The 22,628-nt window shown below is 65.2% G+C and carries 22 protein-coding genes and 2 pseudogenes; 13 read left to right on the plus strand and 11 right to left on the minus strand.

All coding sequences use genetic code 11. The features are described 5' to 3' along the window. From G3N99_RS13490 to G3N99_RS13525, 8 genes are all read left to right on the plus strand, one after another. Positions 1-828: anti-sigma factor (locus tag G3N99_RS13490; RefSeq protein ID WP_206122624.1), on the plus strand; the 828-nt coding region annotated here is incomplete at its 5' end. A gap of 242 nt (positions 829-1,070) precedes the next feature. Then, positions 1,071-1,445 (plus strand): 30S ribosomal protein S6, encoded by a 375-nt coding sequence (gene rpsF, locus G3N99_RS13495; protein WP_174914751.1) that lies wholly within the window; start codon positions 1,071-1,073, stop codon positions 1,443-1,445. 40 nt (positions 1,446-1,485) lie between these two features. Beyond that, a complete protein-coding gene (priB, locus tag G3N99_RS13500; protein WP_011657069.1) occupies positions 1,486-1,785 on the plus strand; it encodes a primosomal replication protein N in 300 nt (99 codons plus the stop codon). A gap of 4 nt (positions 1,786-1,789) precedes the next feature. Then, positions 1,790-2,065, plus strand: coding sequence for a 30S ribosomal protein S18 (gene rpsR / locus G3N99_RS13505; protein WP_174941147.1), 276 nt, complete (start codon positions 1,790-1,792; stop codon positions 2,063-2,065). Positions 2,066-2,092: 27 nt separating this feature from the next. Further along, complete coding sequence (gene rplI, locus G3N99_RS13510) at positions 2,093-2,545, plus strand: 50S ribosomal protein L9 (protein ID WP_124498629.1); 453 nt, start codon at positions 2,093-2,095, stop codon at positions 2,543-2,545. A gap of 139 nt (positions 2,546-2,684) precedes the next feature. Continuing rightward, the gene (locus G3N99_RS13515; protein ID WP_011352313.1) at positions 2,685-4,067 is read left to right on the plus strand and encodes a replicative DNA helicase; all 1,383 of its coding nucleotides are present in this window, start codon (positions 2,685-2,687) and stop codon (positions 4,065-4,067) included. Between the two features lie 140 nt (positions 4,068-4,207). Continuing rightward, a complete protein-coding gene (locus tag G3N99_RS13520) occupies positions 4,208-4,834 on the plus strand; it encodes a DUF47 domain-containing protein (RefSeq protein ID WP_096503051.1) in 627 nt (208 codons plus the stop codon). Between the two features lie 10 nt (positions 4,835-4,844). After that, a complete protein-coding gene (locus G3N99_RS13525) occupies positions 4,845-5,855 on the plus strand; it encodes an inorganic phosphate transporter (protein WP_011352311.1) in 1,011 nt (336 codons plus the stop codon). A gap of 139 nt (positions 5,856-5,994) precedes the next feature. Here the strand turns inward: G3N99_RS13525 and G3N99_RS13530 are convergent, their stop codons facing one another. After that, positions 5,995-7,092, minus strand: a complete 1,098-nt coding sequence (locus tag G3N99_RS13530; RefSeq protein ID WP_206122625.1) for a C40 family peptidase — start codon at positions 7,090-7,092, stop codon at positions 5,995-5,997. Positions 7,093-7,332: 240 nt separating this feature from the next. Further along, the gene (locus tag G3N99_RS13535) at positions 7,333-9,135 is read right to left on the minus strand and encodes a PhoH family protein (RefSeq protein WP_174941141.1); all 1,803 of its coding nucleotides are present in this window, start codon (positions 9,133-9,135) and stop codon (positions 7,333-7,335) included. Here G3N99_RS13535 and G3N99_RS41855 point away from each other — a divergent pair. Then, a pseudogene (locus tag G3N99_RS41855) lies at positions 9,031-9,275 on the plus strand (hypothetical protein); the annotation flags it as partial. The gene G3N99_RS13535 and the pseudogene G3N99_RS41855 sit on opposite strands and share 105 nt — an antisense overlap. A 192-nt stretch (positions 9,276-9,467) precedes the next feature. Here the strand turns inward: G3N99_RS41855 and G3N99_RS13540 are convergent. The 9 genes from G3N99_RS13540 to G3N99_RS13580 all read right to left on the minus strand — a co-directional run bounded on the left by G3N99_RS13540 (position 9,468) and on the right by G3N99_RS13580 (position 17,819). Then, positions 9,468-9,929 carry a peroxiredoxin gene (locus tag G3N99_RS13540; protein WP_006756046.1) on the minus strand — a complete coding sequence of 154 codons (462 nt, stop codon included), beginning with the start codon at positions 9,927-9,929 and terminating at the stop codon, positions 9,468-9,470. 108 nt (positions 9,930-10,037) lie between these two features. Next, a complete protein-coding gene (locus G3N99_RS13545; RefSeq protein ID WP_089445789.1) occupies positions 10,038-10,934 on the minus strand; it encodes a polysaccharide deacetylase family protein in 897 nt (298 codons plus the stop codon). Positions 10,935-10,947: 13 nt separating this feature from the next. Continuing rightward, a complete protein-coding gene (locus tag G3N99_RS13550; protein ID WP_174941139.1) occupies positions 10,948-12,003 on the minus strand; it encodes a bifunctional UDP-4-keto-pentose/UDP-xylose synthase in 1,056 nt (351 codons plus the stop codon). Continuing rightward, positions 12,000-12,947 (minus strand): formyltransferase, encoded by a 948-nt coding sequence (locus G3N99_RS13555; RefSeq protein WP_174945948.1) that lies wholly within the window; start codon positions 12,945-12,947, stop codon positions 12,000-12,002. The genes G3N99_RS13550 and G3N99_RS13555 overlap by 4 nt, the downstream gene beginning before the upstream one ends. Beyond that, positions 12,944-13,966 (minus strand): glycosyltransferase, encoded by a 1,023-nt coding sequence (locus G3N99_RS13560; protein WP_174941137.1) that lies wholly within the window; start codon positions 13,964-13,966, stop codon positions 12,944-12,946. The genes G3N99_RS13555 and G3N99_RS13560 overlap by 4 nt, the downstream gene beginning before the upstream one ends. A 6-nt stretch (positions 13,967-13,972) precedes the next feature. Next, on the minus strand, positions 13,973-15,124 hold the full coding sequence (locus G3N99_RS13565) for a DegT/DnrJ/EryC1/StrS aminotransferase family protein (protein ID WP_206122626.1): 1,152 nt from the start codon (positions 15,122-15,124) through the stop codon (positions 13,973-13,975). Between the two features lie 134 nt (positions 15,125-15,258). Then, positions 15,259-15,630, minus strand: coding sequence for an EamA family transporter (locus G3N99_RS13570; RefSeq protein WP_011352303.1), 372 nt, complete (start codon positions 15,628-15,630; stop codon positions 15,259-15,261). Between the two features lie 13 nt (positions 15,631-15,643). Continuing rightward, entirely contained in the window at positions 15,644-17,320 is a 1,677-nt protein-coding gene (locus G3N99_RS13575) for a glycosyltransferase family 39 protein (protein ID WP_174941133.1), read from the minus strand. 124 nt (positions 17,321-17,444) lie between these two features. Beyond that, a complete protein-coding gene (locus G3N99_RS13580) occupies positions 17,445-17,819 on the minus strand; it encodes an Mth938-like domain-containing protein (protein WP_041492864.1) in 375 nt (124 codons plus the stop codon). Between the two features lie 315 nt (positions 17,820-18,134). On the opposite strand from G3N99_RS13580, the gene G3N99_RS13585 reads away from it, so the two are divergent. The 4 genes and pseudogenes from G3N99_RS13585 to G3N99_RS13600 form a co-directional block, all read left to right on the plus strand. After that, positions 18,135-19,373, plus strand: a complete 1,239-nt coding sequence (locus G3N99_RS13585) for a pyridoxal phosphate-dependent aminotransferase (RefSeq protein ID WP_174941131.1) — start codon at positions 18,135-18,137, stop codon at positions 19,371-19,373. Between the two features lie 52 nt (positions 19,374-19,425). Further along, positions 19,426-20,754: a homoserine dehydrogenase gene (locus G3N99_RS13590; RefSeq protein ID WP_174941129.1), complete on the plus strand. Its 1,329-nt coding sequence runs from the start codon at positions 19,426-19,428 to the stop codon at positions 20,752-20,754. 12 nt (positions 20,755-20,766) lie between these two features. Then, positions 20,767-22,218, plus strand: coding sequence for a threonine synthase (gene thrC / locus G3N99_RS13595; RefSeq protein ID WP_206122627.1), 1,452 nt, complete (start codon positions 20,767-20,769; stop codon positions 22,216-22,218). A 243-nt stretch (positions 22,219-22,461) separates the two neighbouring features. Further along, a pseudogene (locus tag G3N99_RS13600) lies at positions 22,462-22,628 on the plus strand (molybdopterin molybdenumtransferase MoeA); the annotation flags it as partial.

Genomic DNA, 22,628 nt, shown 5'->3' on the forward strand with positions numbered 1-22,628 from the left:
TTGCGGGTCCAGCAGCATGTCGAAGGGTGCGAAGCGTGCCGCCGGGAACGCGCGCGGATCGTCACGCTGGTGCAGGCCGTGCGCCAGGCCGACTATCACCGTGCGCCGGATGCGTTGCGGGCCAGCATTCTCGCGAGCCTGCCGGCCGCGGCTGCGGCCGATGCGCCCGTGCGCGAGCCGGCGCGGGCGGAGCCGCAGCCCGAACCGCGGTTACAGCCGCGGCCGCGTGGCCGTCGCTGGTTCTCGTGGCTGACCGATCAAGGCGGGTCGGCACGCCCGGCGTCGTCCGGTACGGGGCCGCGGGTCGCCGCGCTGCCCGGCCTCGGCTGGGGTGTCGCGCTGCTGGTGGCGGTTGCCGCGGCGGGCGGGATGGCATTGTCGGCGCGTCACGCCGATACCGACCGCACGATCGACGAGCTCGTGTCGAGCCACGTGCGGGCCGACCTGTCGGCGCGCGACATCGACGTGATCTCGACCGATCGGCACACCGTCAAGCCGTGGTTCAACGGCCGGATCGACTATTCGCCGCCGGTCGAGGATCTCGCGGCCAACGGCTTCGCGCTGGTCGGCGGCCGGCTCGACTACGTCGGGCGGCGTCGCGTCGCGGTGCTCGTCTACCGTTACCGGCAGCACGTGATCGACGTCTACGTGCGGCCGGCCGGGGAAGGGCCGGGCACGCCGTACGCGACGGTGTCGCAGGGCTATGCGCTCGACCGCTGGGATGCGGCCGGGATGACCTGGTGGGCCGTGACCGACGCCGAACCGTCGGCGCTCGCGGCGTTCAGGACCGCACTCGACACTCGGCTCGGCGGCACGCGCACCGAGTAACGACGCGACGGCGGGCTGCGGGCCCGCCGCGTGCTCCTGTTTCGACCCTGACTGGAAAAGAGACGGAAGGGCGGCCCGCCTGCCCGGACTCGCCCCTTCAAGTCGTTGAAAACACGGCCGAATCCGCGCGCGAATTGTCGATTGGCCTTGCATGCGCCCCGTATCCGGGTTAGAATCTTCGGCTTCTCACTTGCCACACCGGTTCAGACGCCCGGGTGGCTTTAATCCACAAGGAGTGTGTAATGCGTCATTACGAAATCGTATTCATCGTGCACCCCGATCAAAGCGAGCAAGTGCCCGCGATGATCGAGCGTTACAAGACCACGATCGCTTCGCACGGCGGTCAGATCCACCGCGTCGAAGACTGGGGCCGTCGCCAACTGGCCTACATGATCGAGAAACTCGCGAAGGCTCACTACGTCTGCATGAACATCGAGTGCGACCAGACGACGCTCGACGAACTCGAACACGCGTTCAAGTTCAACGACGCCGTGCTGCGCCACCTCATCGTCAAGATGAAGAAGGCCGAAACCGGCCCGTCGCCGATGATGAAGGAAGTTCAGCGCGAAGAAGCCAAGAAGGCGGCTGCAGCTCAGCCGACCGAAGCGCAGGCTTAAGTTCGTCATTCATTAAGCCATCAAGGAGCGCGTCACTCACGTGAACAGGTTGCAATTGACGGCGAGCGTCGTCGAACGCGCACCGGTGCGATATACGCCGGCAGGTGTTCCGATCGCAAGCGCCACATTGCATCACCGCACGGAAGTCGTCGAAGCAGGCATTCCCCGTCAGGTCGAAATGACGATCGAGGCGGTGGCGGCCGGTGAGGCGAGCGGCAGGCTGGAGAGTCGTGAAATGGGCGTCGAAACGCTGTTCACGGGCTTCCTGGCAAAGAAAAGCCGCAACGCGAGAACCTTGGTGTTTCACATCACAGCATTGCAGGACATTGGAAAGGACTGAAATCATGCCCCGCCCGACTGGTAAGAAATTCGACAAGCGTCGTCAGCAACAAAACCCGCTCTTCAAGCGCAAGAAGTTCTGCCGTTTCACGGCTGCAGGCGTCGAGCAGATCGACTACAAGGACACGGATACGCTGAAGGACTTCATCGGCGAAAACGGCAAGATCACGCCGGCTCGTCTGACGGGTACGAAGGCGCACTATCAGCGTCAGCTGGATACGGCAATCAAGCGTGCGCGTTTCCTCGCGCTGCTGCCGTACACCGATCAGCACAAGGCGTAATCAGGCGACGCAATAAGGAGAATTCGAATGCAAATCATTCTGTTGGAAAAAGTCGCCAATCTGGGTAACCTCGGCGACATCGTCAAGGTCAAGGACGGTTACGCTCGCAACTTCCTGATCCCGAACCGCAAGGCTCGCCGTGCAACGAAGGAAGCGATCGCCGAATTCGAAGTTCGCCGCGCTGAACTCGAAAAGATCGCCGCTGAAAAGCTGGCAGCATCGCAGGCAGTCGGCGAGAAGCTGAACGGCCAATCGTTCGAAGTCACGCAGAAGTCGGGCGTTGACGGCCGTCTGTTCGGCTCGGTCACGAACGGCGACGTCGCGGAACTGCTGAAGAAGGCAGGTTTCGAAGTCGAGAAGCTGCAAGTTCGCATGCCGGAAGGCCCGCTGAAGATGATCGGCGAGCACAACGTCCAGGTCGCGCTGCATACGGACGTCGTCGTCGACGTCACGATCAACGTGATCGGCGACCACGCGTAAGCGTACGCAAGCTTTCCGGGCGGCTTCCGCCGTCCGGACAAGGGCAGGCGCCCGGGCAACCGGGGCCTGCCTTTTTTATTGCCTGCTCGCTGGTGGCCGGTATGGCGCCGTCCTGTGTAATTCGCGATAATCCCAACCCATGAACGCGCCGCAAGATCCTCAAATCGAATCGCTGAAAGTCCCGCCGCATTCGGTCGAAGCCGAGCAGTCGGTGCTCGGCGGCCTGTTGCTCGACAACGCGGCCTGGGACCGGATTGCCGACTTCCTGTCGCAGGGCGACTTCTATCGCTATGACCACCGGATCATCTACGAGCACATCGGCCGCCTGATCGCGTCGACGCGCCCGGCCGACGTCGTGACCGTGTACGAAGCGCTGACCACGTCCGGCAAGGCCGACGACGTCGGCGGCCTTGCGTACCTGAACGCCCTCGCACAGAACACGCCGAGCGCGGCGAACATCCGTCGCTATGCGGAAATCGTGCGTGACCGCGCGGTGCTGCGCCGGCTCGTGTCGGTCGCCGACGAAATCTCGGCCGATGCGTTCAACCCGCAGGGCAAGGAAGTCCGCCAGCTGCTCGACGAGGCCGAGTCGAAGGTGTTCTCGATCGCCGAAGACGGCGCGCGCGGCAACCAGGGCTTCCTCGAGATCGGTCCGCTGCTCACGCAGGTCGTCGAGCGCATCGATACGCTGTACCACACGGCGAACCCGAGCGACGTCACGGGCACGCCGACGGGCTTCGTCGACCTCGACCGGATGACGTCCGGGATGCACGGCGGCGAACTGATCATCGTCGCAGGGCGTCCGTCGATGGGTAAGACGGCGTTCTCGATGAACATCGGCGAATACGTGGCGGTCGAGTACGGGCTGCCGGTCGCGGTGTTCTCGATGGAAATGCCGGGCACCCAGCTCGTGATGCGTATGCTCGGCTCGATCGGCCGGCTCGACCAGCACCGGATGCGGACAGGCCGCCTGACGGACGAGGATTGGCCGAAACTGACGCACGCCGTGCAGAAGATGAGCGAGGCGCAGCTCTTCATCGACGAAACGGGCGGCCTGAATCCGATGGAATTGCGCTCGCGCGCGCGGCGTCTTGCGCGGCAATGCGGCAAGCTCGGCCTGATCATCGTCGACTACCTGCAGCTGATGTCGGGTTCGTCGCAGGGCGAGAACCGCGCGACCGAAATCTCGGAAATCTCGCGATCGCTGAAGAGTCTCGCGAAGGAGCTGGATGTGCCGGTGATCGCGCTGTCGCAGCTGAACCGCGGCCTTGAACAGCGTCCGAACAAGCGTCCGGTGATGTCGGATTTGCGCGAATCGGGCGCAATCGAACAGGACGCGGACGTGATCCTGTTCATCTACCGTGACGAAGTTTACAACCCGGACAGCCCCGACAAGGGCACCGCCGAGATCATCATCGGCAAGCAGCGTAACGGTCCGATCGGCCCCGTTCGGCTCACGTTCCTGGGGCAATACACGAAGTTCGACAACTTTGCAGGGGCGCAGACGTTCTACGGCGAGTAACGCCGGTTTGTAAAGCCCTAAATCGCCAAACGTTGTATCCAATCCCGGCGCGCGCATGTGCGCGCGTCGCGGCACGACCGAATAACGGTACAATGTCGCCCGTTTTCGTGACAGTAGTTTGACAATCTCTCAGGAATCCCATGTTCGGTCGATTCATGCCCACCGAGGGCAAGTTCTTTGAACTCTTCAACGCGCACGCGAAGCACATCGTTTCCGGTGGCCGCGAGCTCGAACTGCTGATCGACAATCTCGCCGACGCCGAGATTCACAAGCAAAACGTGCAGACCGCCGAGAAGGCCGCCGACAAGCTCACGCACGAGGCGATCGATCTTCTGCACAAGACTTTCATCACGCCGCTCGATCGCGACGAGATCCACAAGCTGATCACGACGATGGACGACATCCTCGACCTGATGGAAGACGTCGCGACCGCCGTGTCGCTGTACGACGTACGTGCCGTCACGTCGGAAGCGAGCCAGCTCGCGCACATCGTCACGCAGTCGGCCCAGCACGTTCAGCAGGCGGTCGGGTTGCTGTCCGACATGAAGCAATCGGCGCAGATCCTCAAGCAGTGCGAGGAGATCGACCGATGGGAGTCGGAGGCCGATCGCGTGCTGCGCGCGGCAATGTCGAAGCTGTTCCGCGAGGAAGACGACGTGAAGACGCTCATCAAGCTGAAGGCGATCTACGAGCTGCTCGAAGAGATCACCGACAAGTGCGAGGACGTCGCGAACATCATCGAAGGCATCGTGCTGGAAAACGCCTGAGCGGACCACGATGCATTCGATACAACTTGCCCTATGGATGGTCGCGACGCTGGTGCTCGTCGCGCTCGTATTCGACTTCATGAACGGCTTTCACGACGCGGCGAACTCGATCGCCACCGTCGTGTCCACCGGGGTGCTGAAGCCCCAGCAGGCCGTCGTGTTCGCGGCGGCGTTCAACGTCATCGCGTATTTCATCTTCCACCTGAAAGTCGCGCAGACCGTCGGTAAAGGCACGATCGATCCCGAGATCGTCGACCACTACGTCGTGTTCGGTGCGCTGGTCGGTGCGATCGGCTGGAACGTGATCACGTGGTACTACGGGATTCCGTCGAGCTCGTCGCATGCGCTGATCGGCGGCCTGGTCGGCGCCGCACTTGCCAAGTCGGGCTGGAGTTCGCTGAACATCGACGGGCTGCTGAAGACCATCGCGTTCATCTTCATCTCGCCGCTGCTCGGTTTCATTCTCGGCTCGCTGTTCATGCTCGGCGTGTCGTGGCTGTATTTCCGCACCGCGCCCAGCAAGGTCGACCGGCGCTTCCGCCGGCTGCAGCTGCTGTCGGCCGGGCTGTACAGCCTCGGCCACGGCGGCAACGACGCGCAGAAGACGATCGGCATCATCTGGATGTTGCTGATCGCGTCGGGCTATGCGTCGGCGACCGCCGATGCGCCGCCGGCGTGGGTGATCGGCGCGTGCTACCTGTCGATGGGCCTCGGCACGCTGTTCGGCGGCTGGCGCATCGTGCGCACGATGGGTCAGAAGATCACGAAGCTCAAGCCGGTCGGTGGCTTCTGTGCGGAAACCGGTGGTGCGATGACGCTGTTCCTCGCATCGTTCCTCGGCATTCCGGTGTCGACCACACACACGATCACCGGCGCGATCGTCGGCGTCGGCGCGACGCAGAAGCTGTCGGCCGTGCGCTGGGGTGTGGCCGGCAACATCGTGTGGGCATGGGTGCTGACACTGCCCGCGGCTGCGCTATTCGCGGCCGGTGGGTGGTGGCTGGGTCACCAGATCTTCTGATCGCCGATACGATACTGTCGAACGGACACGAAATGCGCCGCAAGCCGAAAGGCTGCGGCGCATTTTCTTTTGGAGGTGCGGGAATGTGCGGCGAAGGGCGGCTGCGGTCGCGGGTGGCCGCAGGCGAGGGCGAAGCGGGCTAGTAACTTCCGTTCGCGAACCGGGCGATCGGATCGTCAGCGGTGGCGGTGCGCGGGCTGACGGGTGCGGATTGGGTCGACGCACGCAGTACCTGAACGGGGGCGGGCTCGACACTGCGCGGTGACGCCGCCGCGGTGGCGGGCGGCGGTTCCGCATCGAAAGCGGCAGCCTGGGCGGCAGTCAGCGCCGTCGTCGGAATCCGTGTGCCAGTTTCAGCTTGGCCGGCCGGCGCGGCATTCGCCGTCATGGCGGCGCTTCCCGTACCGTCATTCGCGGACGTTGCCTGCTGCTGGGCCGCCTGTATCCGCGACGGCGGCGGTTCATACGGGTCGGCCGACGGGGCTGCGGGGGCGACCGCTGCGGTCGATACGACCTGCGGGGCCGGCATGGCCGGTGCGGGTGCCTGGGTTGCGGCCGCTTGCGGCGGCGCATAAGTTGGCTGTCGCGGTGCGGCGGCGGCAGTCACGACCACGGGAGCGGGCGCAACGGCCGGCGCGTTGCGCGGCTCGTCACGCTTCGCCTCGTAGGTCGGCGCATCGAACGGCGTAGGCGCCCCGCGCGGCGGCGCGACGCGGCGAATGCCGTCGAAACGCTTGGCCCAGTAAGGGTTCGTCAGGTAGTCGAGCCGCACGGTGCCGCCCGTCGACGGCGCGTTGACGAAGCGCAGCTTGCCGACGTAGATGCCGACGTGCGAATGCGGCCGCCCGGTCGTATTGAAGAAGATCAGGTCGCCTGGCGCGACCTGGTCGGGCTCGATCGACACGCCGCGGCCGCTCATGTCGGCCGTCGTGCGCGGCAGGTTCACGTCGGCCGCACGGCCGATCACGTAGCGCACGAGCCCGCTGCAGTCGAAGCCGCTGGTCGGGGTATTGCCGCCCCAGCGATACGGGACGCCGACGAGGCTCATTGCCTGGATCGAGATTTCTTCCTGGCCGACGCTGTGATCGACGAACTTCGGGAAATTGGCGGGGGCGGGGAACGCGCGCGGCGTCGTGATCTTCATGCCCGAGGCGGGGCGCGATGCCGACTGCGGCGGCACGCTGGAGCAGGCCGCAAGCAGTGAAACGACAGCAACGGGAACCCAGATTCGAAGCATGGCAAGGCGGGCAAGCGCAGCGCGCTCGCGAATCGTATGACAACAGACAGACCCGATGGTAGACGCTCCGACGGGGCTTAAGCAACCATTCTTGAGAATTTACTTGAAGTTTCGCGCGTAAACCGGGTTGTTGCGTGACGATGTGTTACTTGCGTTTTCGACCCCAAATAAAAACGGCGCTCCGGAAAGGAGCGCCGCGATGCGTTGCGTCGAAGTCGGCCGACGGGCCGGCCTGTCGCGTTACAGGATGTCCGACGCGTAGTCGGCGAGTCGCGAGCGTTCGCCGCGTGCGAGCGTCACGTGGCCGCTGTGGCCCCAGCCCTTGAAGCGGTCGACGACGTACGTGAGACCCGAGCTGCCTTCGGTCAGGTAAGGCGTATCGATCTGCGCGATGTTGCCGAGGCACACGATCTTCGTGCCCGGGCCCGCGCGCGTGACGAGCGTCTTCATCTGCTTCGGCGTCAGGTTCTGCGCCTCGTCGATGATCAGGTACTTGTCGACGAACGTACGGCCGCGCATGAAGTTCATGCTCTTCACCTTCAGGCGCGAACGGATCAGTTCCTGCGTCGCGGCACGACCCCATTCGCCGGCAGCGTCGTCGGTCTTCTGCAGCACTTCGAGGTTGTCGTCGAATGCACCCATCCACGGCTGCATCTTCTCTTCCTCGGTGCCCGGCAGGAAACCGATGTCCTCGCCGACGGGCACGGTCGCGCGCGTCACGATGATCTCGTTGTAGCGCTTGTCGTCGAGCACCTGCGCGAGGCCGGCCGCGAGCGCGACGAGCGTCTTGCCGGTGCCGGCCTGGCCGAGCAGCGTGACGAAGTCGATCTCGGGGTTCATCAGCAGGTTCAGCGCGAAATTCTGCTCGCGGTTGCGCGCGGTGATGCCCCACACATTGTTCTTGTGGTGGCTGTAGTCGCGCAGCGTCTGCAGCAGCGCCGTCTTGCCGTTCAGTTCGCGGACGATCGCATGGAACGTCGGCTCGCCGTTCTGCGGCTCGAGATAGACGAACTCGTTGACGAGCATCGACGCGACGAGCGGGCCGGTCACGCGGTAGTACGTGGTGCCCGTCTTCGTGTCCTGCCAGCTCTCCATGCCCTTCGCATGCTTGGTCCAGAAGTCCTGCGGCAGTTCGCGTACGCCGGTGTAGAGGAGATCCGAATCCTCGAGCACCTGGTCGTTGAAGTAGTCTTCCGCCGGCAGGCCGAGCGCGTGCGCCTTGATCCGCATGTTGATGTCTTTCGACACCAGCACGACCTGGCGATCGGGCCGGTCGCGCTGCAGTGCGCGCACGACGCCGAGGATCTGGTTGTCGGCCTTGCCTTCGGGCAAGCCTTCGACGGGCGCGATGTCCGCGAGCTTGGTCTGGAAGTACAGGCGGCCGAGCGCCTCGCGGCTGCCGAGGCGCGACAGCGGAATGCCGGCCGTGATCGCGCCGGCATCGGCGACGAGCGCGTCGAGCGTGCGGCTGACCTGGCGTGCGTTGCGCGCGACTTCGGACATCCCCTTCTTGTGGTTGTCGAGTTCCTCGAGCGTCATCATCGGCAGATAGACGTCGTGTTCCTCGAAGCGGAAGAGGCTGCTCGGGTCGTGCATCAGCACGTTGGTGTCGAGCACGAACAGTTTCTGCAGTTCGGCTTCGGCGGGCTTGCGGCTGCGCGACTTCGTCGCGGCGCCGGTATCGCGCGCGGGTGCGGCGGCCGGTTTGTCGGCAGCCGGTTTGTCGTTGCGCGCGACGACCGGTGCCGCGGGTTCGGCGGCCGCCGGCATCGGCTGCAGCAGTGCAGCCGTCTGTTTCGTCTTGCGGCCACGTGCGGGTGTGCTTGCGGCATCTTGCGTCGAAGACGCGACGGCGCGCAGTGGCGCTGCCGTGTTCGCGGCTTCGGTCATCGGTTGGGCCACGCTCGCCGGACCAAAGTCACCGGCTGTGGATGCGTCCCCTTCGGCGGATTTCTTCGCGGCTTTCGCGGGCCGCGCTTTCGCCTTGTATTCGTCGGGCGGCAGCAGGCTGCCGAGCTTGCTGGGGGGAGTAGGCAAAGGCATGGTGTCCCTCGGGAGGAATCGTGTCGCATGGCGTGCGCCGCTGATCGCATCCTGCGTGACGTAGACGCATGCAGTTTGCGCGCGGTGGCGCACAGGAAGTTCGTCTAGCCGGTTCGCCTAAGTGTCGATCAGCTCCTTGACGCGGTGAGGGCCGGACCGAGGGCCGGCGCGCAATCCATAAAAAAAGCCGCTGCCCCGTCGATAGAGGCATGCGGCTCGGCTGATACCGTCGTAATGCGCGTCAGGTGCCGGCAAGCATCGCAACGAGCACCGGCGCAGCTACGAGAAATATGGGGCGAACTGGCATTCATTGCGGCCCAATATAACGCGCCTCAAAGCGCTTGTACAGCACTTAGCACGTCGTCCACATGACCCGGTACCTTGATGCCGCGCCATGCCTGGCGAAGCACGCCGTCGGCGTCGATCAGGAACGTCGAGCGCTCGATTCCGCGCACTTCCTTGCCATACATTTTCTTCATCTTGATGACATCGAACAGCGCGCACAGCGCTTCGTCGGCATCGGAAATCAGCGGGAACGGCAGTTCGAGCTTTGCCTTGAAATTGTCATGCGAGCGCAGGCTGTCGCGCGACACGCCGATGACTTCCGCACCGGCTTTCTTGAACTTCGGATAGAGATCGCGGAACTGCAGCCCTTCGGTCGTGCAGCCCGGCGTGTTGTCCTTCGGATAGAAGTACAGCACGAGTTTCTTGCCCTTCAGGTCGGACAGCGAAATGTCGCCGCCCGTGGCCGGTGCGGTGAAATCGGGAACTTGACGGTCAACTTCGACGGACACGTGTTTCTCCTGTTGTTATGGAAAGGCGCCGCTGCGGCGGCGCGGTTCGGCGGGGCGTCGCGGCAGCGCGCCGCAAGGGCGCGGCGGGCGACGCCGGCTCGTGCGAACTCAGTCGGGCTGGACGATCAGTTCGCCGGAGCGGCCGGGGATTTCGCCCCACGTGACAGGGTACGATGGCAGCGAGTCGCGGTCCAGCGTCGCGTGGTAGTCGCCCATCGTCGCAAACGTGTGGCCTTGCGCACGCCAGCCGGCGAGCAGTTGCTCGAACACGGGCGCGAGCTTCTGGCCTTCCAGTTCCGCGTGCAGCGTGAACACCTGGTCGTGCGGATTGGTTTCGGTGAACTTGAGGATGTGCGCGGCGACGTTGTGCGTGTCGACGCCGTCGATGCCGAGCACTTCGTCGAGCGTCGGCAGCGTGGTGGGCATCTGCACGTGCGACAGCGTGCGGCCGTTGACGACGGGCAGGTACGGCGAATGGCCGCGGCCGTCGGATGCGTAGCGCATCCCCCATGCGTCGATCTGCTCGAATGCGGAATCGTTCATCTGCCAGCCGGCCGCGCCGTGCGTGACGGGCGGCGCGCCGAAGACCTCGATGAAGCGCGCGTGACTCTTCTGCATTTCACGCGCGGTCCAGTCGCGATCGCGCACGCGGACGTTGTCCTGCCAGTACACGTGATCCCACGTGTGGATCCCGCATTCGAAGCCGGCCTCGTGGATCGCGCGCATGTCGGCGATCGCACGGCGGCCGATGTCGGGGCCCGGCAGCAGCACGCCGTACATCAGCTGCTTCACGCCGTAGTGCTCGACCACCGACGTGCGCGACACTTTCTTCAGGAAGCCCGGGCGGAACACGCGCCGCAGCGCCCAGCCCGTGTGATCGGGCCCGAGGCTGAAGAGGAAGGTCGCGCGTGCACTGAAGCGGTCGAAGATGCGCGCGAGGTTCGGCACGCCTTCGCGCGTGCCGCGCAGCGTGTCGACGTCGATCTTGAGGACGATGCGAGCCAAGCGAACGTCCCGATCAGCCTTGCTGCTCGACGAGCGCGCGCGCGTCGGCGACGTGGCCGCGATACGCCTCGAAGATGTTGCGCAGTGCGTCGTCGAACGTCGCTTGCGGCGCCCAGCTGAGTTCCTGCATCGTGTTGTCGATCTTCGGCACGCGGTTCTGCACGTCCTGGTAGCCGTTGCCGTAGTAGGCGCCGGACGTCGTTTCGACGAGCTTCACCTGCTTGGCCGAATCGGCGTACTCGGGGAATTCTGCCGCCAGTTCGAGCATCTTGTGCGCGAGTTCGCGAACCGAGAAGTTGTTCTTCGGATTCCCGATGTTGTAGATCTTGCCCGACGCGACGCCGTCCTTGTTCTCGATGATCTTCATCAGCGCGCTGATGCCGTCGCCGATGTCGGTGAACGCGCGCTTCTGCGAGCCGCCGTCGACGAGGCTGATGTTCTCGCCGCGCACGATGTGGCCGAGGAACTGCGTGACCACGCGCGAGCTGCCTTCCTTCGGCGTGTAGATCGAATCGAGGCCCGGGCCGATCCAGTTGAACGGACGGAACAGCGTGAAGTTCAGGCCTTCCATGCCGTAACCCCAGATCACGCGGTCCATCAGCTGCTTCGAGCACGCGTAGATCCAGCGCGGCTTGTTGATCGGGCCGTAGGTGAGGGCCGATGCATCCGGGTCGAACTGCTCGTCCGAGCACATGCCGTAAACCTCGGAGGTCGACGGGAACACGAGGTGCTTGCCGTACTTGACGGCCGAACGCACGATCGGCAGGTTCGCCTCGAAGTCGAGTTCGAACACGCGCAGCGGCTGCTGGACGTAGGTGGCGGGCGTCGCGATCGCGACGAGCGGCAGGATCACGTCGCACTTCTTCACGTGATACTCGACCCACTCCTTGTTGATCGTGATGTCGCCTTCGAAGAAATGCATCCGCTCGTGGTTGACGAGGTCACCCAGCCGATCGGTCTGCATGTCCATGCCGAACACTTCCCAATCGGTGGTTTCAAGAATGCGCTTCGACAGGTGATGGCCGATGAAGCCGTTCACACCCAGGATCAGGACTTTTTTTGCTTTCATGAATGACGGGAAGAATGAATGAACTGCGCGAATTCCGCGGGCGTCACGACGGTTTCGCTGCCGTCCCGCTGCTGCCACAGCTCGAGAATGGATAGGGCGCGGCTGTCGCCGCAGACGCCGAATAGCGCATTATCGCTTACGTGCAGGCCGGGCGGCAAATCTGCCGCGGCGGCCGCTGCCGCGCTGCCGGGCGCCGCCAGGCGCGCGCGCGCGATCACGAAACGCGTGCCGTCGACGTCCGTGAACGCGCCCGGATACGGGGGCGCGACCGCGCGCACCAGGTTGTAGACCTGCGCGGCCGGTTTCGACCAGTCGACGCGGCCGTCCTCGGGCTTGCGCCCGCCGTAGTAGCTGCCGGTTGCGAGATCGTTCGGCAGGTGCGGCGCCTCGCCCGCGAGCAGCGCGGGCAGCACGCGCCAGAGCGTCTGCTCGGCGGCCACCGTGACCTTGTCGAACACCTGCGTGGCCGTGTCGTCCGGCAGGATCGGCACCGCGGTCTGGCCGATGATCGCGCCCGCGTCGGGCTTCGCGGCCATCTCGTGCAGCGTCGCGCCGGTTTCGGTTTCGCCGTTCAGCACCGCCCAGTTGGTCGGTACCCGACCCCGGTATTTCGGCAGCAGCGACCCGTGCATGTTGTACGCACCCTTCGGCGCGATCGCGAGCAGGTCCACCGGCAGCATGTGCCGGTAGTAGAACGAGAAGATGAAGTCCGGCTGCGCGTCGGAAACCGCGCGGCGCAGCGCCGGATCGGCGGGATCCGCCGGCGTGAGCACCGGAATGCCGTGCTCGGCCGCGACGGACGCGACGCTGCCGAACCAGATGTTCTCGTTCGGGTTGTCCTCGTGCGTGACGACGAGTGCGACGTCGACACCGCGCGCGAGCAGCACCTGCAGGCACCGCACGCCGACGTTGTGATACGCGAAGACGACTGCGCGCGGCTTCATTGCGCGGCTCCCGAGCGGTTCACGCCGGCCGGCACCGCCGGCACGCCGTCATGCTGTTCGAGCACGGCCTGGATCAGGTAGCGCGGACGTGCACGCACCTGCTGGTAGATGCGGCCGACGTATTCGCCGAGCAGGCCGAGCGCGAAGATGATCACGCCGAGCAGGAAGAACGTGATGGCGAACAGCGTGAACACGCCTTGCACTTCCGCGCCGACGATGAAGCGTCGTACGAGCAGCAGCACGAACAGCGCGGCGGAGCCGATCGACAGGATCACGCCGATGAACGACAGCCACTGCAGCGGCACGACCGAGAAGCCCGTCACGAGGTCGAAGTTCAGCCGGATCAGGCTGTACAGCGAGTACTTCGATTCGCCGGCAAAGCGCTCCTCGTGCGCGACCTCGATTTCGGTCGGGTTCTGCGCGAACGTGTACGCGAGTGCGGGGATGAACGTGTTGACTTCGCCGCACACGTTGATCGTGTCGATGATGCGGCGGCTGTAGGCGCGCAGCATGCAGCCCTGGTCGGTCATCTTGATGCGCGTGATGCGCTCGCGCAGACGGTTCATCATCTGCGACGCCTTGCGCCGCCACAGGCTGTCCTGGCGCTGCTTGCGGATCGAGCCGACGTAGTCGTAGCCCTCGCGCATCTTCGCGATCAGCTTGCCGATTTCCTCGGGCGGGTTCTGCAGGTCGGCGTCGAGCGTGATGACGATTTCGCCGCGCGATTGCGCGAAGCCGGCGAGGATCGCCATGTGCTGGCCGTAGTTGCCGTTGAGCAGCACGATGCGCGTCGTGTCGGGGCGTACGTGGAACTGATCGGCGAGCATCGCGGCCGAGCGGTCGCGGCTGCCGTCGTTGATCAGGATCACTTCGTACGACGTGTCGAGTGCGTCGAGCGCCGGATACAGCCGCGCGAACAGCGCAGCGAGGCCGTCTTCCTCGTTGTACACGGGGATGATGATCGATACTTCCGGCTGCCCGGCGACCGGATGCCCGGCGCGTGCTTCAAGGTGACTCATGTACGCTTATTTTCCGTATTGTTCGCAAATCTGGTTGATGGCGTCGACCACGCGACGCACGTCGCCTTCCGACATCTGCGTGAAGAGCGGCAGCGTGACGGTCGACGCACCGTACCGCTCGGCGTGGGGGAACATGCCCTCCTTGAAGCCGCGTGCACGGTACAGCGTGAAAAGATGGATCGCCGGGTAGTGGATGCCCGTGCCGATACCGCGTTCCTTCAGTTGCGCCATGAACTCGGCGCGCGTGATCGTCAGCCGCTCGAGCGGCAGCGTGATCAGGAACATGTGCCAGTTGCTGTTCTCGAAGTCGGCAACCGGCAGGCCGACGCCGAGCTTCACGGCCGCGCTGCCGTCGAACGCGGCGAAATAGGCGCGCGCGAGCGCGCTGCGCTGCGCGGTGAAGCGTTCGAGGTGCGGCAACTGGCCGAGGCCGACGCGTGCGGCGACGTCGGTCAGGTTGTACTTGCCGCCGAGCACGTCGCAGTCCATCCCGTCGAAGCCCGTGCGCGTGATGCCCTGCAGCCGGTACTTCTGCGCGAGCGTCGCTTCTTCCTCGTTGTTCAGCACGAGTGCGCCGCCTTCGATCGTCGTCAGGTTCTTGTTCGCGTGGAAGCTGAACGACACGATGTCGCCGATCGCGCCGATGCGCTTGCCGTTCCACGTCGAACCGAATGCCTGCGCCGCATCCTCGATCACGCGCAGCTTGTGTGCGCGTGCGATCGCGTACAGGCGGTCCATGTCGACCGGCAGGCCGGACAGGAACACGGGGATGATCGCCTTCGTGCGCGGCGTGATCGCCTGCTCGAGCTTGTCGAGGTCGATGTTGCGCGTGACGGGATCGATGTCGGCGAACACGGGCGTCGCGCCCGTCTCGATGATCACGTTGCTGGTCGAGACCCACGACGCCGGCGTCGTGATCACCTCGTCGCCGGCACCGACGCCCGCGATGCGCAGGCCGATCTCCAGCGTGCACGTGCCCGAATTGAACGCGCGGACCGGACGGCCGCCGCAGTACTCGGACAGCGCCGCTTCGAATTTCTGGCTCTGCGGGCCGGTGGTGATCCAGCCCGAGCGCAGCACTTCGACGACGCCCTGGATGGTTTCCTCATCGATCTCGGGGCGGGTGAACGGCAGAAACGGAGCGGTAGTCTGGCTCATGTACGCGTTGGCCTGTAATGGCGTGTAATAAAAGGGTCGGGCGATCCCGGCCGAAACCGGCATTAAACACCGGTTGGCGGAATCGCACCGTGATTTTTTGTAGGCGGACGCTTAACGCGCGCGGCGCGGCGTGCTCAGCTGCGTGCGAGCACCAGCACGCCGATCAGGATGATGCCGATGCCGACGAGCCGCTGGACCGACAGCACTTCACCGAACAGGTACCAGGCCGCGAACGCGTTGACGACGTAGCCGAGCGACAGCATCGGGTACGCGATCGACACGTCGACCCGCGACAGCCCGACGATCCAGACCACGACGCTCAGCACGTAGCAGCCGAGGCCGCCGATGATCGGCAATTGGGTCGCGATCTTCAGGCCGACCGGGATGATGTTCGCACGGCTGAATTCGAAGTGTCCAACGGCGTTGACGCCGGCTTTCAGCAGAAGTTGCGCACAGGCGTTGAGCATCACGCCGGTGATGATGCAGACGAACGAAACGGGATTCATGCGGCGGGCGTCCTTACGATTGCGGTTTCTCGACGATCACGCGGCGGTTGTCGCGTGCAATCACGCGCATCGGCACGCCTTGCTTGACCAGGGTGTCGTACTGGCCGGGCGGCATGATCGCGAGCGCATGGGTTTCCTGCTTCCAGCGCGTGATCCACTCGTCGACGGTCGGAATCCACTTGTTCGGCTCCATCGAGATCCCGAACGCGAGCTCGTCCTGGCGCTGGACCATGATCGTCGTGTGGCCCATATAGAACGGGAACGTGTGATCGAGCATCTCGATCGAGTAGAACGGCGTGTCGGCCGGCAGTTTCGCCAGTTCGGCGCGCACCGCCGGCGCGAGCAGCGCGCCCGAGCTGTAGCGGCCGAATTCGTCGTGACCGGTGCCGCCGATCGTGCCGAACGCGAGCCAGGCGGCGCCGAACGCGGCGAGCGCGGCGGCGACGCCCGTGCGGCGGTTCAGCCAGGCGGCCGCGAGCGTCAGCACGGCTGCGACTGCGAGGCCCGCGTACAGCCACATCTGGAACGCGCGATACAGCGCGTTCGGCGTGCGGGCATCGCCCTGGTATGCAAGGAAGATGATCCCGAACGCCGCGACGACGAGGAATACGAGGTAGCCGAGCAGGTGGCGGCGGAACCGGTCGGCGCTCATCAGCGGCAGGTACGCGCCGATGATCAGCGCGAGCGCCGGCGCGACCGGCAGCACGTACGAGATCAGCTTCGAATGCGACGCGCTGAAGAACAGGAAGATGAATGCGCTCCAGATCAGCAGCACGAGCATCGGCGAGAAGCCGTTCGGCTGGCGCGGCATCCGCAGTGCATGGCGGAGGCTCTGCCATGCGACCGACAGCCACGGCAGGAAGCCGACCAGCAGCACGGGCACGAAGTAGTAGAGCGGGCCCGGGCGGTTCTGTTCCGGGGTCAGGTACCGGCGGAACTGCTGGACGATGAAGAAGAAGTTGAAGAACTCGGGGTTGCGCTGCTGGACGAGCACGAACCACGGCGTGACGATCGCGAAGAAGATCACGAGGCCGCTCACCAGGTACAGGCGCTTCCACAGCGCCCAGTCGCGTGCGATCAGCGTGTAGAGCACGAGCACGGCGCCGGGCAGGATCAGGCCGACGAGGCCCTTCGACAGCACCGCGAACGCCATCGCGCCCCAGCACGCCCACATCCAGCCGCGTGCCGCGGCCGGGCGCAGCCCGGGCCGCTGCGCGAGCAGCAGCGAGCACAGCGACAGCGACATCCAGAACGCGAGCCCCATGTCGAGCGCGTTGAAGTGGCCCATCAGGTTCCAGTACGGCGACGACGCGAGCACCACGGCGGCGAGGAAGCCCGACAGCGGGTTGAACAGGCGCGCGCCGGTGTAGCCGACCAGCAGGATGCCTGCGAAGCTCGCGACGGCCGTGTAGAGGCGCGCCTGCCATTCGCCGATGCCGAACCACGCGAACGTGAGCGCATTCAGCCAGGTCTGCAGCGGCGGCTTCTCGAAATACTTGTAGCCGTTGTAGCGCGGCGTGATCCAGTCGCCGGTGACGAACATCTCGCGCGCCATTTCCGCATAGCGGCCTTCGTCGCTCGGGATCAGGTGGCGCAGCCCGAGCGGCGCGAACCAGACGATCGCGAGTGCGACGACGAGGAGGACGAGCGTGATGCGATTGAGCGGTAGCCTCGACGGCGTATCGTTCATGGATTTTCAGCCTGTTGGTTATTGTGACGGGCCGCCGGCGGGTTGCGCCGGGGGCGGGCGGCCTGGCCGGGCAGATCCGGGGGATCGACCCGCTGCGCCGGCCCGAGTTTTACCGCATCGGGGATTAACGTTCAATTAAGAGCGCGGCGGCGACTTTGCGGCCCTCGGCCATCAGGATGTTGTAGGTGCGGCAGGCGGCCTGGAAATCCATCGTCTCGACGCCGATCCGCTTGGCCGTGAGCGCCGCGACCAGCCGCGGGTGCGGGAAGCGCAGCCGCGCGCCGCTGCCGAAGATCACGAGTTCGGGTGTCGGGTCGAGCAGCATCGCGAAATGCTCGGGCGCGAGCGCGTCGAACGACGACACGGGCCATGCCTGGACCGGCGCGCCGGGCAGCACGATGACGCTCGTTTCGTGGCGTTCGAGATTGACGTCGACATAATCGGGGCCGTAGCCGGTGACGGTGTTGAGCGCGCCGCTCGCGTCCTGGTGCAGTTTCAAATCGGTATTCCGCGGTTCCGTAGGGGAATGTGTCGCAGGGCCACACGGGCCCGGATGGCCGGTTTCGCTTGCCTGAGCACGCGGGACGCCTGACGGCGCGGGCCCGGCGCGGCTATGGTGCATTGCGAAAGTCAGCCAAAATCCGCTAAATTATAACTTTTTGGTCGCCCCCGGGCGCCACTTGCGTCGCGCGTCGCCACAAGCCGCGCCCGACCGCCCGCATTTTCCCAGTCTAGACAGCGCGCACAGACCGGCCGCTTTCCAGTTTTGATCCCGTCCCCCCGGCCGCGAGGCCAACCCAGGAACCGTGTCGTCGTGAAACCGATTCAGAAGTCGAACAAGCTGCTCAACGTCTGCTACGACATCCGTGGCCCGGTGCTCGAGCACGCGAAGCGCCTCGAGGAAGAAGGCCACCGCATCATCAAGCTGAACATCGGCAATCTCGCGCCGTTCGGTTTCGACGCGCCGGACGAGATCATCCAGGACATGATCCGCAACCTGCCGACGTCGTCCGGCTATTCGGATTCGAAGGGCGTGTTCTCGGCGCGCAAGGCCGTGATGCACTACACGCAGGAAAAGGGCGTCGTGGGCGTCGGCCTCGACGACATCTACATCGGCAACGGCGCGTCCGAGCTGATCGTGATGGCGACCCAGGGGCTCTTGAACGACGGCGACGAAGTGCTGCTGCCGGCCCCCGACTACCCGCTGTGGACGGCGGCGGTCAGCTTGTCGGGCGGCACGCCGGTGCATTACATCTGCGACGAGCAGAACGCGTGGATGCCGGATCTCGACGACATTCGCCGCAAGATCACGCCGAACACGAAGGCGATCGTCGTGATCAACCCGAACAACCCCACGGGTGCGCTTTATTCAGACGAATTGCTGCTCGAGCTGCTCGCGATCGCGCGCGAGCACGGGCTGATCGTGTTCGCCGACGAGGTGTACGACAAGATCGTCTACGACGGCCTCGAGCACACGGCGCTGGGCTCGCTGTCGGAGGACGTGATTACCGTCACGTTCAACAGCCTGTCGAAGAGCTATCGCTCGTGCGGCTACCGCGCGGGCTGGATGGCCGTGTCGGGCCTCGGCGGCGACAACCGCCGGCGCGCGAAGGACTACCTCGAGGGGCTCGGCATCCTGTCGTCGATGCGCCTGTGCGCGAACGTGCCTGGGCAGTTCGCGATCCAGACGGCGCTCGGCGGCTACCAGAGCATCAACGAGCTGATCGTGCCGAGCGGGCGCCTGTACAAGCAGCGCGAGCTCGCGTACGACATGCTCACGTCGATCCCGGGCGTGACCTGCGTGAAGCCGCAGGCCGCGCTGTACATGTTCCCGCGCCTCGACCCGAAGCTTTATCCGATCCAGAACGACCAGCAGTTCATTCTCGACCTGCTGCTCGAGGAGCGCGTATTGCTCGTACAGGGCACGGGCTTCAACTGGACGACGCCGGATCACTTCCGCGTGGTCTTCCTGCCGAACCTCGACGACCTGACCGATTCGATCAACCGGATCGCACGCTTCCTCGACGGCTACCGCAAGCGCCATTCGGCCTGAGCGGCACGACCACACGGCTCTCACTATTTCTTACTCATCGATCACACGCAGCATGGAACCGATCAAAGTTGGCCTGTTGGGCTTCGGCACGGTAGGCAGCGGCACCTTCACGGTGCTGGGCCGCAACCAGGAAGAAATCAAGCGACGCGCGGGGCGCGGCATCGAGGTGACGCGCATTGCGGTGCGCAACCCGGCCAAGGCGCTGGCTGCGCTCGGCGGCGACGCCGGCGCCGCGCAGATCACCGACGATTTCAACGCAGTCGTCGATGATCCGTCGATCGCGATCATCGCCGAGATGATTGGCGGCACGGGCATCGCGCGCGAGCTCGTGCTGCGCGCGATCGCGAACGGCAAGCACGTCGTGACGGCCAACAAGGCGCTGCTCGCGGTGCACGGCACCGAGATCTTCGAGGCCGCGCGCGCGAAGGGCGTGATGGTCGCGTTCGAGGCAGCCGTCGCCGGCGGCATCCCGATCATCAAGGCGCTGCGCGAAGGCCTGACCGCGAACCGCATCCAGTACATCGCGGGCATCATCAACGGCACGACCAACTACATCCTGTCGGAAATGCGCGATCGCGGGCTCGACTTTGCGACCGCGCTGAAGGCCGCGCAGGAGCTCGGCTACGCGGAAGCCGATCCGACCTTCGACATCGAAGGCGTCGACGCCGCGCACAAGGCGACGATCATGAGCGCGATCGCGTTCGGCGTGCCGGTGCAGTTCGAGCGCGCGTACGTCGAGGGCATCAGCAAGCTCGACGCGACCGACATCCGCTACGCGGAAGAACTCGGCTACCGGATCAAGCTGCTCGGCATCACGCGCCGCGCCGAAAACGGCATCGAGCTGCGCGTGCATCCGACGCTGATCCCGGAGAAGCGTCTGCTCGCGAACGTCGAGGGCGCGATGAACGCGGTCGTCGTGCATGGCGACGCGGTCGGCACGACGCTGTACTACGGCAAGGGCGCGGGCGCGGAGCCGACCGCATCGGCCGTGGTCGCGGATCTCGTCGACGTCACGCGCCTGCACACGGCGGACCCGGAGCATCGCGTGCCGCACCTCGCGTTCCAGCCGGACAGCCTGTCGAACACGCCGATCCTGCCGATCGAAGAAGTGACGAGCGGCTACTACCTGCGCCTGCGCGTCGCCGATCAAACCGGCGTGCTGGCCGACATCACGCGCATCCTCGCCGCATCGGGCATCTCGATCGACGCGCTGCTGCAGAAGGAATCGGAGCAGATCGACGACGCGAAGGGCGAAACCGACATCATCCTGATCACGCACGTCACGGTCGAGAAGAACGTGAATGCGGCGATCGCGCAGATCGAGAGCCTCGCGACGGTGGTATCGAAGGTGACGAAGCTGCGCATGGAAGCGCTGAACTGAGCTGAGGACGACATGAATTACATCTCCACGCGCGGCGCCGGCATCGGCGAGCGCCACACGTTCTCCGACATCCTGCTCGGCGGTCTCGCGAAGGACGGCGGGCTCTACCTGCCGGCCGAGTATCCGACGGTGTCCGCCGACGAGCTCGCACGCTGGCGCACGCTGTCGTATGCGGATCTCGCGTTCGAGATCCTGTCGAAGTTCTGCGACGACGTGCCGGCCGACGACCTGCGCGCGATCACGCGTCGCACGTACACGGCCGACGTGTACCGCAACACGCGCCATGGCGAGAACGCGTCCGACATCACGCCGCTGAAGACGCTCGGCACCGAGAACGGCGCGCCGATCTCGCTGCTCGAACTGTCGAACGGCCCGACGCTCGCGTTCAAGGACATGGCGATGCAGCTGCTCGGCAACCTGTTCGAGTACACGCTCGCGAAGCACGGGCAGACGCTGAACATTCTCGGCGCGACGTCCGGCGACACGGGCAGCGCGGCCGAATACGCGATGCGCGGCAAGGCCGGCGTGCGCGTGTTCATGCTGTCGCCGCACAAGAAGATGAGCGCGTTCCAGACGGCCCAGATGTTCAGTCTGCAGGACCCGAACATCTTCAACCTCGCGGTCGAAGGCGTGTTCGACGATTGCCAGGACATCGTGAAGGCCGTGTCGAACGATCACGCGTTCAAGGCGCAGCAGAAGATCGGCACGGTCAACTCGATCAACTGGGCGCGCGTCGTCGCGCAGGTCGTGTACTACTTCAAGGGCTACTTCGCGGCCACGCAATCCAACGCCGAGCGCGTGTCGTTCACGGTGCCGTCGGGCAACTTCGGCAATGTCTGCGCAGGTCACATCGCGCGGATGATGGGGCTGCCGATCGCGAAGCTCGTGGTCGCGACCAACGAGAACGACGTGCTCGACGAGTTCTTCCGCACGGGCGCGTATCGCGTGCGCAGCGCCGAGAACACCTATCATACGAGCAGCCCGAGCATGGACATCTCGAAGGCGTCGAACTTCGAGCGCTTCGTGTTCGACCTGCTCGGCCGCGATCCGGCACGCGTGATGCAGCTGTTCCGCGACGTCGAGGAGAAGGGCGGCTTCGATCTCGCGGCAAGCGGCGATTTCTCGCGTGTCGCCGAGTTCGGTTTCGTGTCGGGCCGCAGCAGCCACACGGACCGCATCGCGACGATCCGCGACGTGTTCTCGCGCTACGACACGATGATCGATACGCATACGGCCGACGGCGTGAAGGTCGCGCGCGAGCATCTCGACGCCGGCGTGCCGATGGTCGTGCTCGAGACGGCGCAGCCGATCAAGTTCGGCGAGACGATTCGCGAAGCACTCGATCGCGAAGCCGAGCGGCCGGCCGCATTCGACGGGCTCGAGGCGCTGCCGCAGCGTTTCGAGGTCGTGAATGCCGATGCACAGCAGGTGAAGGACTTCATCGCGGCCCATACGGGCGCATGACGCACGGCCGGGCCACGGGCCCGGCTGCACACAACGGCCGGAATGCCGATTCGTCGAACGGATCGGGGTTCCGGCCGTTTCGTTTGGCAGTTGCCAAGCAGCGGTCGTCACAACGCGGACGAAACAAGTGTCAGACCGGCGCATTCGCGCGAATCACAGTTTCCGCATGTCGGCCATATCGCGCGCCCGCGCGACGGCGTCGCTACAATGACGTATTGAATCCAACGATCCCCGATTCCATCGATGTCGAACCCGAATCCCGCGGCGCCGCGTGCGCCGATGCTGTCGACCGCCGAGGCGCTCGCCGCGCTGCTCGATGCCGCGAAGCCGTTGCCCGGCGCCGAGACCGTCGCCACGCTCGACGCGCTCGGCCGTGTGCTGGCGGCCGACGTGAGCTCGCCGCTCGATGT

This window comes from Burkholderia sp. Ac-20392 (genome assembly GCF_017104585.1).
In the GTDB taxonomy this organism is placed as follows: domain Bacteria; phylum Pseudomonadota; class Gammaproteobacteria; order Burkholderiales; family Burkholderiaceae; genus Burkholderia; species Burkholderia lata.

Bases quoted from the DNA above. Each gene is read 5' to 3' on its own strand.
- thrC (WP_206122627.1), top strand. From the start codon at position 20,767: ATGAATTACATCTCCACGCGCGGCGCCGGCATCGGCGAGCGCCACACG.
- G3N99_RS13535 (WP_174941141.1), bottom strand. From the start codon at position 9,135: ATGCCTTTGCCTACTCCCCCCAGCAAGCTCGGCAGCCTGCTGCCGCCC.
- G3N99_RS13560 (WP_174941137.1), bottom strand. From the start codon at position 13,966: ATGAGTCACCTTGAAGCACGCGCCGGGCATCCGGTCGCCGGGCAGCCG.
- G3N99_RS13565 (WP_206122626.1), bottom strand. From the start codon at position 15,124: ATGAGCCAGACTACCGCTCCGTTTCTGCCGTTCACCCGCCCCGAGATC.
- rpsF (WP_174914751.1), top strand. From the start codon at position 1,071: ATGCGTCATTACGAAATCGTATTCATCGTGCACCCCGATCAAAGCGAG.
- G3N99_RS13520 (WP_096503051.1), top strand. From the start codon at position 4,208: ATGTTCGGTCGATTCATGCCCACCGAGGGCAAGTTCTTTGAACTCTTC.
- G3N99_RS13515 (WP_011352313.1), top strand. From the start codon at position 2,685: ATGAACGCGCCGCAAGATCCTCAAATCGAATCGCTGAAAGTCCCGCCG.
- rpsR (WP_174941147.1), top strand. From the start codon at position 1,790: ATGCCCCGCCCGACTGGTAAGAAATTCGACAAGCGTCGTCAGCAACAA.
- rplI (WP_124498629.1), top strand. From the start codon at position 2,093: ATGCAAATCATTCTGTTGGAAAAAGTCGCCAATCTGGGTAACCTCGGC.
- G3N99_RS13550 (WP_174941139.1), bottom strand. From the start codon at position 12,003: ATGAAAGCAAAAAAAGTCCTGATCCTGGGTGTGAACGGCTTCATCGGC.
- G3N99_RS13590 (WP_174941129.1), top strand. From the start codon at position 19,426: ATGGAACCGATCAAAGTTGGCCTGTTGGGCTTCGGCACGGTAGGCAGC.
- G3N99_RS13555 (WP_174945948.1), bottom strand. From the start codon at position 12,947: ATGAAGCCGCGCGCAGTCGTCTTCGCGTATCACAACGTCGGCGTGCGG.
- G3N99_RS13530 (WP_206122625.1), bottom strand. From the start codon at position 7,092: ATGCTTCGAATCTGGGTTCCCGTTGCTGTCGTTTCACTGCTTGCGGCC.
- G3N99_RS13525 (WP_011352311.1), top strand. From the start codon at position 4,845: ATGCATTCGATACAACTTGCCCTATGGATGGTCGCGACGCTGGTGCTC.
- G3N99_RS13570 (WP_011352303.1), bottom strand. From the start codon at position 15,630: ATGAATCCCGTTTCGTTCGTCTGCATCATCACCGGCGTGATGCTCAAC.
- G3N99_RS13575 (WP_174941133.1), bottom strand. From the start codon at position 17,320: ATGAACGATACGCCGTCGAGGCTACCGCTCAATCGCATCACGCTCGTC.